General features: G+C 50.7%; 10 protein-coding genes. 7 read left to right on the top strand and 3 right to left on the bottom strand.

The window, feature by feature from the left end:
* Positions 1 to 4: 4 nt before the first annotated feature.
* Complete coding sequence (pntA, locus tag GBAG_RS08650; RefSeq protein ID WP_034495105.1) at positions 5 to 1,534, bottom strand: Re/Si-specific NAD(P)(+) transhydrogenase subunit alpha; 1,530 nt, start codon at positions 1,532 to 1,534, stop codon at positions 5 to 7.
* Between the two features lie 519 nt (positions 1,535 to 2,053).
* Here pntA and ydgH point away from each other — a divergent pair.
* The 6 genes from ydgH (at position 2,054) to tus (ending at position 8,466) form a co-directional block, all read left to right on the top strand.
* Entirely contained in the window at positions 2,054 to 2,998 is a 945-nt protein-coding gene (ydgH, locus tag GBAG_RS08645; protein ID WP_034495054.1) for a DUF1471 family protein YdgH, read from the top strand.
* 190 nt (positions 2,999 to 3,188) lie between these two features.
* A complete protein-coding gene (locus GBAG_RS08640) occupies positions 3,189 to 4,571 on the top strand; it encodes an amino acid permease (protein WP_034495053.1) in 1,383 nt (460 codons plus the stop codon).
* A 19-nt stretch (positions 4,572 to 4,590) separates the two neighbouring features.
* Positions 4,591 to 5,316 carry a dihydromonapterin reductase gene (gene folM, locus GBAG_RS22700; RefSeq protein WP_034495052.1) on the top strand — a complete coding sequence of 242 codons (726 nt, stop codon included), beginning with the start codon at positions 4,591 to 4,593 and terminating at the stop codon, positions 5,314 to 5,316.
* A gap of 75 nt (positions 5,317 to 5,391) precedes the next feature.
* Positions 5,392 to 6,120, top strand: a complete 729-nt coding sequence (rstA, locus tag GBAG_RS22695; RefSeq protein WP_034495050.1) for a two-component system response regulator RstA — start codon at positions 5,392 to 5,394, stop codon at positions 6,118 to 6,120.
* Positions 6,120 to 7,436, top strand: coding sequence for a two-component system sensor histidine kinase RstB (gene rstB / locus GBAG_RS08625; protein ID WP_034495049.1), 1,317 nt, complete (start codon positions 6,120 to 6,122; stop codon positions 7,434 to 7,436). The genes rstA and rstB overlap by 1 nt, the downstream gene beginning before the upstream one ends.
* 100 nt (positions 7,437 to 7,536) lie before the next feature.
* The gene (tus, locus tag GBAG_RS08620; protein WP_034495047.1) at positions 7,537 to 8,466 is read left to right on the top strand and encodes a DNA replication terminus site-binding protein; all 930 of its coding nucleotides are present in this window, start codon (positions 7,537 to 7,539) and stop codon (positions 8,464 to 8,466) included.
* 18 nt (positions 8,467 to 8,484) lie between these two features.
* Here tus and fumC read toward each other — a convergent pair whose 3' ends face one another.
* Positions 8,485 to 9,882, bottom strand: a complete 1,398-nt coding sequence (gene fumC / locus GBAG_RS08615; protein WP_034495045.1) for a class II fumarate hydratase — start codon at positions 9,880 to 9,882, stop codon at positions 8,485 to 8,487.
* A 76-nt stretch (positions 9,883 to 9,958) separates the two neighbouring features.
* Entirely contained in the window at positions 9,959 to 11,605 is a 1,647-nt protein-coding gene (gene fumA / locus GBAG_RS08610) for a class I fumarate hydratase FumA (protein WP_034495044.1), read from the bottom strand.
* Between the two features lie 218 nt (positions 11,606 to 11,823).
* On the opposite strand from fumA, the gene manA reads away from it, so the two are divergent.
* A complete protein-coding gene (manA, locus tag GBAG_RS08605; RefSeq protein ID WP_034495042.1) occupies positions 11,824 to 12,996 on the top strand; it encodes a mannose-6-phosphate isomerase in 1,173 nt (390 codons plus the stop codon).
* The last annotated feature ends 30 nt before the right edge of the window (positions 12,997 to 13,026 follow it).

Raw genomic sequence — 13,026 nt, 5'->3', positions numbered from 1 at the left:
CCCCTTAGTTCTTCCGGAACATTTTCAGCATGCGCTGAGTGACGGTGAAACCACCAAAAATATTGATACTGGCAATCAGCACCGCAATAAAGCTCAGGAAGCTAACCCAGCCACCGTGGCCAATTTGTAATAACGCGCCAACCACAATGATCCCTGAAATGGCGTTAGTGACCGACATCAGCGGCGTGTGCAGAGCATGAGAAACGTTCCACACCACGTAGTAACCCACCACGCATGACAACGCGAATACGGTGAAGTGGCCGAGGAATTCTTTTGGAGCCACATCTGCAAGCCAGCCAAAAAGAATAATTGCCAGCGCCATAAACGCGTATTTACGCCATGGAGAGGCAGGCTTTTTCTCTTCTATCGGTGCAGCCACTTTCTTGGCCGCAGCCTGTGGTTGAGCAGACACCTGAATTGGCGGAGCCGGCCAGGTGACTTCGCCATCACGAATGACGGTCACGCCACGCACGACAACATCTTCAAAATCAACCACGGTATTGCCGTCTTTCTCTTTGCAGAGCAATTTGAGCAAGTTAACCAGGTTGGTGCCGTAAAGCTGGGAAGATTGCGTTGGCAGGCGGCCTGGCAAGTCGGTGTAACCGATGACTTTCACGCCGTTTGGCGTAACTGTCACCTGGTCGGCAACGGTATATTCACAGTTACCGCCGTTTTGCGCAGCCAAATCGACAATCACGCTGCCCGCTTGCATGGAATCCACCATTTCGCGGGTGATAAGTTTTGGCGCTGGCTTGCCGGGGATCAGCGCCGTGGTGACGATGATATCGACTTCTTTTGCTTGTGCTGCGAACAGTTCCATTTCGGCTTTAATGAAGGCTTCGGACATAACTTTGGCATAACCATCACCGCTGCCAGCTTCTTCTTTAAAGTCCAGTTCCAGGAACTCAGCGCCCATACTTTGCACTTGTTCTTTCACTTCCGGACGTGTGTCGAACGCACGCACTATCGCACCAAGGCTGTTCGCCGCACCGATTGCCGCAAGCCCTGCAACACCAGCACCGATAACCATCACTTTTGCCGGCGGTACTTTACCCGCAGCGGTAATTTGCCCGGTAAAGAAACGACCAAACTCATGAGCAGCTTCAACAATTGCGCGATAACCCGCAATGTTTGCCATTGAGCTAAGAGCATCGAGAGACTGAGCACGAGAAATACGCGGCACGGAGTCCATCGCCATCACGGTGACATTTTTGGCAGCCAGTTTTTCGAGTAATTCTGGATTCTGGGCAGGCCAGATAAAACTCACCAGCGTCGAGCCCGCACGCAGCAGTTCGATTTCGCTATCCTGCGGAGCGTTCACTTTCAAAATAATGTCAGATTGCCAGACGTCAGCAGTGTCTGAAATGGTTGCCCCAACGTGGACAAACGCCTCGTCATCGAAGCTAGCCAGTTTGCCCGCTCCGCTTTCGACTGCGACGCTGAAACCCAGCTTCAGCAATTGCTCCACTGTTTTTGGCGTGGCGGCCACTCGGGATTCACCCGCCCACCGCTCTTTTGGTACCCCAATACGCATAGTATTCCCTTCCATCTGTTTTTTTGTTGATGGTTTGTCAGACATCGTCCTGGCAATCGGCGTGGCCAAGTCCAAAACAATGAAAAAATACATCTGTAAAACTTTTTATAACCTACTGAAAATAACGCCTGTGATCCAGATCAGGATCTCAGTATTTGTATCATTATCGTAAAAGTTTAGCGCTAAGCACTTCAGACAGCTATTTCTGACTGATTTTCATCTGTGAGACCTGATAATCCGCTTAAGCGAAGCCGCAATTCACGATTCTGCTCCGGTGCAAATTGCATATTTAACATTGTATTAACTAATTAAGTTGTAAGCTTTACCGCTTTTACTGGTCAAAGCGTTCTTTTATTAACATATAAATTTTAGTTATGAAAAATATCTGCAACCAACCGTTGCAACCCTAAAAATGCCGCAGACAGTTGCAGTGTTCAATGCCATAATCGGCGGCTAGCAAGTAACCCACAGAGAATGCGGTATTTGTATTCATTTTGCGCAAGGCGAAGGATTATTTTTATGAAGCTCAAGAACACCCTTCTGGCGTCAGCACTGATTTCCATGACTACGCTGTCCGCTCAGGCAGCAACGGAACTGACTCCTGATCAAGCTGCTGCTCTTAAACCATTTGATCGCATTACCATCACTGGCCGTTTTAACTCGATTGGCGAAGCGGTAAATGCCGTGTCCAAACGTGCAGATAAAATTGGCGCAGCTTCTTTCTATGTTCAGGACACCAACGATACTGGCAGCAGCGGTAACTGGCGTGTGGTTGCAGATGTCTATCACGCTGATGCACCTAAGGCTGAAGAAAACACCAATCGCGTGATCAACGGCGTGACTGAGCTACCGAAAGATCAAGCTTATGCTCTTGAGCCGTTCGATACCGTGACAGTCCAGGGTTTTTATCGCAGTCAGCCCGATGTTAACGCAGCAATCACTCGCGCAGCTAAAGAGAAAGGTGCAGATTCGTTCTACATCGTGCGCCAGATTGACGCAAACTCAGGCGGCAACCAGCGCATTACGGCTTTCATCTATAAAAAAGACGCTAAGAAACGTGTTTTGCAAAGCCCTGATGCGATCCCTGCGAACTCAGAGGCAGGTAAAGCCGCGCTGGCAGCCGGTGGCGCTGCGGCAGCCGCAGTTGAAATCCCAGGCGTTGCAACAACCAGTACCCCAACTTCGGACGTAGGTCGTTTCTTTGAAACACAAACCACTAAAGGCGGACGTTACACCGTAACGCTTCCTGATGGCACCAAAATCGAAGAAGTGAATAAAATCACCGCGGCGCAAATGGTTCCATTCGATAGTGTGAAGTTCACTGGCCATTACGGTAGCAGCACTGAAGTGTCTTACCAGGTGGCGAAACGTGCCGCTAAGAAAGGTGCTAAGTTCTACCACATCACCCGTCAATGGGAAGAGCGTGGCGGCAACCTGACTGTCAGCGCTGATTTGTACAAATAAGTTTTCATATAATCCTAAAAAGGGTGGCTTTGCCGCCCTTTTTTTATTCCGCCGAGCATTTTATGGCTCATGTCATTGCAAGCAGCTCTTACACTCCGTAAAATCCCGCGCCTTAGTGTTACCCACCATTTTTATGCACAAAAGCATAATAATTATTCTGGGTTTTTAATTTGAATTTTACGGGACTGCTATGGAAAAGAAGCTTGGCCTCGCTGCGTTAACGGCATTGGTATTGAGTTCCATGCTCGGCGCGGGTGTATTTAGCCTGCCGCAAAATATGGCGAGCGTGGCGAGTCCCGCAGCATTGTTGATTGGCTGGGCGATTACCGGTGCGGGCATTCTGTTGTTGGCACTGGCAATGCTGGTGTTAACCCGCCTGCGCCCCGACCTTGACGGCGGCATTTTTACTTATGCACGCGAAGGTTTTGGTGAGCTTATCGGTTTCTTCTCGGCATGGGGCTACTGGCTTTGTGCCGTTATCGCTAACGTTTCATACCTGGTGATTGTTTTCTCTGCACTCAGTTTCTTCACCGATACGCCTGAGCTGCGCCTGTTTGGCGACGGAAATACCTGGCAGTCGATTGTGGGTGCATCGGTATTGCTATGGATGGTGCACTTTTTGGTGCTTCGCGGCGTGCAAACCGCAGCCAGCATTAACCTGGTCGCCACTCTCGCTAAGCTGCTGCCGTTAGGTTTGTTTGTCGTTCTGGCCGCCATGGCTTTCAAACTTTCGACTTTTAGCCTCGATTTCAGCGGCATCGCGCTGGGTGTTCCGGTTTGGGAGCAGGTCAAAAACACCATGCTGATTACCCTTTGGGTCTTCATCGGTGTGGAAGGTGCCGTGGTCGTTTCAGCTCGCGCCCGGAATAAAAATGATGTCGGTCGCGCCACCCTTCTGGCGGTCATTGCCGCGTTAGGGGTTTACCTGCTGGTGACATTGCTTTCGTTGGGCGTGCTTGCCCGCCCTGAACTTGCCGGAATGCGCAATCCTTCCATGGCCGGTTTGATGGTCGAAATGATGGGGCCGTGGGGTGAGATAATTATCGCCGCTGGGCTGATTGTCTCAGTATGTGGAGCCTATCTGAGTTGGACGATTATGGCCGCCGAAGTGCCCTTTCTTGCCGCCACGCATAAAGCCTTCCCGAAAATTTTTGCGCGTCAGAATGAAAACAATGCGCCTTCGGCTTCTCTTTGGCTCACCAATATTAGTATCCAGATTTGCCTGGTGCTGATTTGGCTGACGGGTTCGGATTACAACACACTGCTGACGATTGCCTCAGAAATGATACTGGTGCCCTATTTCCTGGTCGGCGCATTTTTGCTGAAAGTTTCGACCCGCCCATTGCATAAAGCGATTGGATTAGGTGCATGTATTTATGGCTTATGGCTGCTTTATGCGTCAGGCCCAATGCATTTACTTCTTTCAGTGGTACTGTATGCGCCGGGCTTGTTAGTCTTTATGTATACACGCAGCACGCATAAGCATGACATCAAACTGAATTTAAAGGAAAAATCAGTCATTTTCCTGATGCTGGTGGCAGCGTTCCCTGCAACGTGGATGTTGGTGAAATAAGTACATTAAGGAGTCGTCGATGGAGATTAAAACATCAGCTCGTCCCATTCTGATTACCGGTGCCGGTAAACGGATTGGCCTCGCGTTAGCACGACACTTTTTAGCCCAGCAACAGCCTGTGATTATCAGCTACCGCACACGTTATCCGGCGGTCGCTGAACTGGAAAAGGCTGGCGCAATTTGTTTGTTCGGTGACTTTTCTACCAATGACGGCATCAAACAATTTGCCGCTGATGTAAAGCAACATTGCGACGGGCTGCGCGCCATTGTACATAATGCCAGCGCCTGGCTTGCGGAATCACCAGACTTTTCCCCTGCGGAAACCCTGGCCGCCATGCTGCAAATTCACGTCAACGCGCCTTATTTGTTGAATCAATATCTTGAGCCGTTATTGCGCGGCCATGGCCAGGCGGGTTCGGACATTATTCATTTCACCGATTATGTCGTGGAACGTGGAAGTGATAAGCATATTGCTTATGCGGCCAGTAAAGCCGCGCTGGATAATATGACGCGCTCTTTTGCCCGAAAGCTGGCGCCCGAAGTAAAAGTGAATGCCATCGCGCCTGCGATGATCATGTTTAACGAACATGACGATGCCGAATACCGCAAGGCAGCGTTGAATAAGTCGCTGATGAAAATCGCGCCGGGCGAGCAGGAAATCATTGGGCTGGTAGAATACCTGTTGAATAGCGAGTATGTGACGGGCCGAACCCATGCTGTAGACGGCGGCCGCCCACTGCGTTAAATCTGTTTACCCATGATTTATGGTGTAAAAACATTTAGCAGTGTATGTTTCCCTTTTGATCTGAAGTGCCGGGCTATGAATAAAATCGTATACGTAGAAGACGATCCAGAAGTAGGAGCGTTGATTGCCGCTTATCTCGGCAAACATGACATTGATGTGATTGTTGAAAGCCGTGGCGACCGCGCCGAAGAGACGATTCAACAACAACGCCCTGACCTTGTGTTGCTGGATGTCATGTTACCCGGCAAAGATGGCATGACGTTGTGCCGCGATCTGCGTCCGCAATGGGATGGCCCGATTGTTCTTCTCACCTCTTTGGACAGCGATATGAACCATATTTTATCGCTGGAGATGGGGGCTAACGATTATATTCTTAAAACCACTCCGCCTGCTGTTTTGCTGGCGCGCTTACGTCTGCATTTGCGCCAGCGCGTTTCAGCGCAACATACCGTTGAAAGCAATCCTGGCGCACTCAAACCCCACAAAGCCATGCGTTTTGGGACGCTATGTATTGACCCGGTGAATCGTCAGGTCACGCTCGGTGCTGAAAACATTACCCTTTCCACTGCGGATTTTGACTTGTTGTGGGAATTAGCCACTCATGCGGGGCAAATTATGGACCGCGACGCGTTACTTAAAAACCTGCGTGGCGTGACATATGATGGTCTGGATCGCAGCGTCGATGTCGCCATTTCGCGCCTGAGAAAAAAACTCTACGACAGCGCCACCGAACCCTTCCGTATCAAAACTGTGCGTAACAAAGGTTATCTTTTCGCACCCCACGCCTGGGAAAGTGAAGCCTGATGAAAAAGCTGTTTATTCAGTTTTATCTTCTGCTGTTCGTCTGCTTCCTGGTAATGACCATGCTGGTTGGCCTGGTCTATAAATTTACCGCCGAACGCGCGGGTCGCCAGTCACTCGATGATTTAATGAAAAGCTCGCTGTATTTGATGCGCAGCGAATTACGCGAGATCCCGCCACGGGACTGGAACCGCACGATTAAAGATCTCGATCTGAATTTGTCCTTTAAGCTTAATATTGAGCCGATTGATAAATTCAAACTCGATGAAATGACCATGCATCATCTGCGTGCCGGGGAAATCGTCGCCCTCGACGATGAATACACTTTTATTCAGCGCATTCCCCGCAGCCATTATGTTCTGGCGGTCGGGCCGATACCGTATCTGTTTTTCCTGCATCAAATGCGGTTGCTGGATGTTGCGCTGATGGCGTTTATTGCGTTCTCTCTGGCCTTCCCGGTGTTTATCTGGATGCGTCCGCACTGGAAGGACATGCTTAAACTGGAAACCGCCGCGCAAAGATTAGGTACAGGCCATCTTGATGAACGCATCCATTTCGACAGTGCTTCAAGTTTTGAACGTTTAGGCGTTGCGTTTAACCAGATGGCTGACAGCATCAACGCGCAAATCGCCAGTAAGAAGCTGCTGATTGACGGCATTGCCCACGAGCTTCGTACACCTCTGGTGCGTTTACGTTACCGCCTTGAGATGAGTGACAACCTGACCGAAACCGAACTGCTGGCGCTCAATCGCGACATTGGTCAACTGGAAGCATTAATTGAAGAGTTACTCACCTACGCCCGACTGGATCGTCCGCAAACCGAGCTGCAACTGGCGCACGTGAATGTTCCGCGTTGGCTTGATGAACACATCGCCGATGTCAGAATTATTCATCCGCATCTCGATATTCAGCTTGATACGCCCGCCTCTGGCAATTTTGGCCTGATTGATCTGCGCCTGATGGAACGCGTCACCGATAACCTGATCAATAACGCCCTGCGCTATAGCAAAAAACGGCTTCGCGTGAGCCTGTGGCTGGATGCTGATACCGCGATTTTGCAGGTGGAAGATGACGGCCCCGGCATTCCAGCTGAGGAACGGGAACGGGTATTTGAGCCGTTTGTGCGTCTGGACCCAAGTCGTGACCGTGCCACGGGTGGTTGTGGGCTGGGCCTGGCGATTGTTCATTCTGTTGCGACAGCGATGGAAGGCTCCGTGGTCGTCGATAGCGGTTCGCTGGGGGGCGCTCGCTTCCGCTTTAGCTGGCCGATAAAAACTGAATCCCCTTTGCCACTGGCATCCATCACACCTCGCCGCTAGAAAACACATTCTCACCTGCCTGACCAAAAACGGCGCAAGTGGTTAGGTTCGTCTCCCTGTGTTATAAATCTTTAGTATGTTGTAACTAATGGAGGGTGAAATGGCAAAGTATGATTTGATTGATCGATTGAACGGTACTTTTCGCGAGCTTGAACACGACCTGCACCAGTTGCAGGAACAGCTTGATAGTTATCGTTTATTGGTTGGCCGCGTCTTTCAGTTACCCGCTGTTGATAAAGGTAAAGAGCACGATTCGGTGACTAAAATCGAGGTAACGCAACTGCTCGGTAAAGCGGCGCATCAGGCGACCCTCACCCATTTCACTCGTTTATTTATTCAGCAACAGTCGGAAAAAACCAGCAGCAAAGCAGCGACTCGCCTGCCGGGAGCTCTTTGTTATCAGGTAGACGAAACAGAACGCAGCGAGACTCAGAGGCTGGTTGGGCGGATTAATCAATTAAAACAAGAGCTGGAAAACATTATCAGCGTGGAGTCGGGATTGCCCAGCGTGCAACGCTTTGAATGGGTTCACCGCCAGCTTCCAGGGCTGATTACGCTCAACGCTTATCGCACGATTACGTTACTCGACAACCCTGACACGCTGAATTTTGGCTGGGCGAATAAACAAATCATCAAGAATTACACCCGCCGAGAAGTTATCGACATTCTGGAAAAGAGCCTGAAGGCGAATCGTTCGGTGCCGCCCTACACCCGCGAACAATGGGCAGAGCAAATCACCCGCGAGTTAAATTCAATCACCCGTCTTTCGGATAACGTGCGCCTGAAGATTAAGCGCCCGGTGAAAGTACAGCCCGTCGCACGCGCCTGGTATCAGGAGCGCAAAAAGCAGGTGCAGCACGCATGCCCATCGCCTTTAATCGTGTTGTGTAACCGGGATAATGGCGAAATGCCGCCAGAGACGGGGGAATTGCTGAATTACGATGCGGATAATATTCGCCATCGTTATAAGCCGGATGCACAGCCGCTACAGTTGGTGATCCCGCGTCTGCACTTGTATTGCGAGACATAAACGCAGACGCGGTGAAACTTACTGCTTCATACTGCCGACCATTTCTTCAGGGCGTACCCACGCATCAAACTCATCCTCGGTGAGATAACCGAGTTTGAGTGCCGAGGCTTTCAATGTCAGCCCTTCTTTGTGGGCTTTCTTGGCAATTTCCGCGGCTCTATCGTAACCAATATGCGTATTGAGTGCCGTCACCAGCATCAGCGACTCATTAAGCAATTGTGTGATGCGGTCACGGTTCGGCTCGATACCCACCGCACAATGCTCATTGAAACTTTCCATTCCGTCAGCCAATAAACGCACCGATTGCAGGAAGTTATGAATCACCATCGGGCGATAGACGTTAAGCTCAAAATTGCCCGATGCGCCGCCCATATTGACCGCCACATCGTTGCCCATCACCTGGCAGCACAGCATGGTCATGGCTTCGCACTGCGTCGGATTGACCTTACCTGGCATAATCGAACTCCCCGGCTCGTTCTCAGGAATGGCAATTTCGCCAATCCCGCAGCGTGGCCCGGAAGATAGCCAACGCACATCGTTGGCAATTTTCATCAGTGACGCGGCCAGCCCTTTTAATGCACCGTGAGAGTGAACCAGGGCATCGCACGTCGCCAGCGCTTCAAATTTATTGGGGGCCGTCACAAACGACTGGCCAGTAATTTCAGCCAGCTCTTTTGCTACACGTACAGCGTATTCCGGGTGCGTATTCAGCCCTGTCCCCACCGCCGTACCACCCAAGGCGAGTTCGGCAACATGCGGCAAACTGTTTTCAACATGTTTGAGGCTGTGTTCAAGCATCGCGACCCAGCCTGAAATCTCCTGCCCGAGAGTTAACGGCGTGGCATCTTGCAAGTGGGTGCGGCCAATTTTTACGATGTCTTTGAAAGCCTCTGCTTTACCCTGCAACGTCTCTTTCAGCACGTTTAATTGCGGGATCAGTTGTTCACGCACCGCAATCACCGCCGCAACGTGCATCGCCGTTGGAAAGACGTCGTTCGAACTTTGGCTCTTATTCACGTCGTCATTCGGGTGGACTTTACGTTCCATGCCGCGCACCCCGCCGAGGATTTCACTCGCCCGGTTTGCCAGCACTTCGTTCATGTTCATATTGCTCTGGGTACCGGAACCGGTCTGCCAGATTGCCAGCGGGAATTCATCCGGATGTTTACCGGCCAGCACTTCGTCTGCCGCATCCATAATCGCCTTGCCGCTACCGGAAACCAGCAAACCCAGATCCATATTCACCTTCGCCGCTGCGCGTTTGGTGAGCGCCAGCGCGTGAATCAGCGCGGTGGGCATTTTCTCCGTGGAAATGCGGAAGTGCTCAAGGGAGCGCTGAGTTTGCGCGCCCCACAGTTTATCTGCCGGGACGTCAATTGGGCCCATTGAGTCTTTTTCACTACGAACGGCTACCATTTCATTCTCCTTAGATTTGAGCATCCCCAAAGAATTTGGGGTAAAAAAAACCGCCCTTATGGGCGGCTTGAGTGTCTTACTTCACGCATCGCGTACATTGGGAGGCGTGTATTTTCTGGAAGAAGTCGTTGCCCTTGTCATCGACCAGAATAAAGGCTGGGAAATCTTCGACTTCGATTTTCCAGATGGCTTCCATTCCTAACTCTGCGTATTCGACACAATCCAGGCTCTTAATACTTTGTTGCGCCAGTACAGCCGCCGGGCCGCCGATACTGCCAAGATAGAACCCGCCGTGTTTATGACAGGCGTCGGTCACTTGCTGGCTTCGGTTGCCTTTTGCCAGCATCACCATGCTTCCGCCGTTAGACTGGAGTAAATCCACATAGGAATCCATACGTCCGGCGGTGGTCGGCCCTAAAGAACCCGATGCATAACCCTCTGGCGTTTTAGCCGGGCCTGCGTAATAAACCGGGTGATCTTTAATGTATTGCGGCAAACCTTCGCCGTTGTCGATGCGCTCTTTGAGTTTAGCGTGGGCGATGTCACGCGCCACAATAATTGTCCCGCTCAGGGAAAGTCGAGTTGAAACCGGGTATTGCGACAACTGTTTGAGGATCTCACTCATCGGGCGGTTGAGATCGACTTTGATCGCCTCACCCTCACCCGCCTGGCGTAATTCCTGCGGAATAAATTTGCCAGGATTGTGCTCAAGTTTCTCGATCCAGATACCGTCGCGGTTGATCTTGGCTTTGATGTTCCGGTCCGCAGAGCACGATACGCCCATGCCTACCGGGCAAGACGCGCCGTGGCGTGGCAGGCGCACAACACGAATATCGTGAGCAAAATATTTACCGCCAAACTGCGCACCCAGACCGAGGTTTTGCGCTTCTTTCAGCAACTCTTCTTCCAACTGAACGTCACGGAACGCCTGGCCATGCTCGTTACCTTCTGTTGGCAGGCCGTCGTAATATTTAGTCGACGCGAGTTTCACGGTTTTTAGCGTTGCTTCGGCAGAGGTTCCACCAATCACAAACGCCACATGATACGGCGGGCAAGCAGCCGTACCGAGGCTACGCATTTTCTCCACCAGGTATTCTTTCAGGCGACCCGGACTCAGCAGCGCCTTCGTTTCCTGGTAGAGATAAGTTTTGTTCGCTGAACCGCCACCTTTGGCGATGCAGAGGAATTTATATTCAGCGCCATCTACGCTGTAGAGGTCGATTTGCGCAGGCAAGTTAGTGCCTGTATTCACCTCTTTGTACATATCCAGCGCCGCATTTTGCGAGTAGCGCAGGTTATCTTCAATAAAGGTGTTGTAAACGCCACGAGACAACGCTTCCTCATCACCACCCCCGGTCCAGACGCGTTGGCCTTTTTTACCCATGATGATGGCTGTGCCGGTATCCTGGCAGGTTGGCAAAATGCCCTTTGCCGCGATTTCGGAGTTACGCAGGAACTGGAGCGCGACATACTTATCGTTTTCGCTGGCTTCGGGATCATTGAGGATATCAGCCACCTGCTGCTGATGCGCCGGGCGCAGCATAAAAGAGGCATCGTGGAAGGCGTGTTGGGTGAGTAACGTGAGGGCTTTAGGGTCAACTTTCAGGACTTCCTGCCCTTCAAACTCTGATACGGAAACATAATCGCTGCTGAGCAGGTAGTATTCGGTTTCGTCTTTTTTTAACGGGAACGGTTCTTGATAATGAAAGTCTTTATTCGGCATTGTTCTCTCACTTACTACGTTAATTATTATCTTTTATACCCTTTATATTTCAAGCCTGAGCCAACCCCGCTGTAGCTTGAAAGATAACGGGCCTAACATGCTACACAATTTTTTAACAAAAACTGAGACTAAACCGACTTTTTAATCCCCTGGTTACTTCACTGCGGATAATTGGTTTAATAGCAGTAACTTTGTTTAGATTACTATAGGGCTTACTGATGCAAAAACTCATTAACTCAGTGCAAAACTATGCCTGGGGAAGTAAAACTGCGTTAACAGAACTTTATGGTGTGGAAAATCCTGAAAATCTGCCAATGGCAGAACTATGGATGGGCGCACATCCAAAAAGCAGCTCAAAAATTCTTAACAACGGCCAGGTGCAATCGCTACGTGATGTGATTGACGCTGATAAGCCGACACTTTTAGGCAAGGCCGTTGCAGAGCGTTTTGGTGAGTTACCTTTTCTCTTCAAAGTGCTGTGTGCCGATCAACCGCTTTCCATTCAGGTTCATCCTAACAAAAAGGCATCTGAATTAGGCTTTGCCAAAGAAAATGCCGCGGGCATTCCACTGGATGCCGCCGAGCGCAATTATAAAGATCCAAACCATAAGCCAGAGCTGGTGTTTGCGCTAACGCCCTTCCTCGCTATGAACGCATTCCGCGAGTTCTCCGATATCGTCTCTCTGTTACAGCCAGTTTCCGGCGCGCACCCGGCGATTGCTCATTTCTTGCAAGAGCCGAATGCTGAATGCCTGTCGCAGCTTTTTGCCAGCCTGTTGAACATGAAAGGTGAAGAGAAATCACTCGCACTCGGCGTGTTGAAAGCCGCACTGAATAATCAGCAAGGCGAACCGTGGGAAACCATTCGCGTCATTTCCGAGTTCTACCCGGACGACAGCGGTTTGTTCTCGCCATTGTTGCTCAATGTGGTGAAATTACAGCCAGGTGAAGCGATGTTCCTGTTCGCTGAAACCCCACATGCCTATCTCAAAGGCGTCGCTCTCGAAGTCATGGCGAATTCCGATAACGTCCTTCGTGCAGGTTTAACGCCAAAATATATCGATATTCCGGAGCTGGTCGCCAACGTTAAGTTCGAACCAAAACCAGCCGCTGAGTTACTGACTCAGCCTGAGAAACATGCGGGCGAACTCGACTTCCCTATTCCGGTTGATGACTTTGCTTTCTCTTTACACGACCTGAGTACCCAGCAGACAAATCTTGCGCAGCCGAGCGCCGCTATTGTGTTCTGTACTGAAGGTGAAGCGGTGTTGAGCAAAGACGGGCAGCAACTGGTACTTAAACCTGGCGAATCGGCCTTTATTTCTGCACAGGAATCTCCGGTTTCAATCAGTGGTGTGGGTCGTGTCGCGCGGGTTTATTCCAAAATCTGAGTTATAAGCAACTTACTGATCTTTTGAAGC

It is taken from the genome of Buttiauxella agrestis ATCC 33320, from assembly GCF_000735355.1.
Taxonomy (GTDB): domain Bacteria; phylum Pseudomonadota; class Gammaproteobacteria; order Enterobacterales; family Enterobacteriaceae; genus Buttiauxella; species Buttiauxella agrestis.
The sequence above is the reverse complement of the archived record's forward strand: the minus strand, read 5'-3'. Positions and strand labels throughout refer to the sequence as shown.

Coding starts and splice junctions, on each gene's coding strand:
- pntA (WP_034495105.1), bottom strand. CDS start 1,534: ATGCGTATTGGGGTACCAAAAGAGCGGTGGGCGGGTGAATCCCGAGTG.
- ydgH (WP_034495054.1), top strand. CDS start 2,054: ATGAAGCTCAAGAACACCCTTCTGGCGTCAGCACTGATTTCCATGACT.
- GBAG_RS08640 (WP_034495053.1), top strand. CDS start 3,189: ATGGAAAAGAAGCTTGGCCTCGCTGCGTTAACGGCATTGGTATTGAGT.
- folM (WP_034495052.1), top strand. CDS start 4,591: ATGGAGATTAAAACATCAGCTCGTCCCATTCTGATTACCGGTGCCGGT.
- rstA (WP_034495050.1), top strand. CDS start 5,392: ATGAATAAAATCGTATACGTAGAAGACGATCCAGAAGTAGGAGCGTTG.
- rstB (WP_034495049.1), top strand. CDS start 6,120: ATGAAAAAGCTGTTTATTCAGTTTTATCTTCTGCTGTTCGTCTGCTTC.
- tus (WP_034495047.1), top strand. CDS start 7,537: ATGGCAAAGTATGATTTGATTGATCGATTGAACGGTACTTTTCGCGAG.
- fumC (WP_034495045.1), bottom strand. CDS start 9,882: ATGGTAGCCGTTCGTAGTGAAAAAGACTCAATGGGCCCAATTGACGTC.
- fumA (WP_034495044.1), bottom strand. CDS start 11,605: ATGCCGAATAAAGACTTTCATTATCAAGAACCGTTCCCGTTAAAAAAA.
- manA (WP_034495042.1), top strand. CDS start 11,824: ATGCAAAAACTCATTAACTCAGTGCAAAACTATGCCTGGGGAAGTAAA.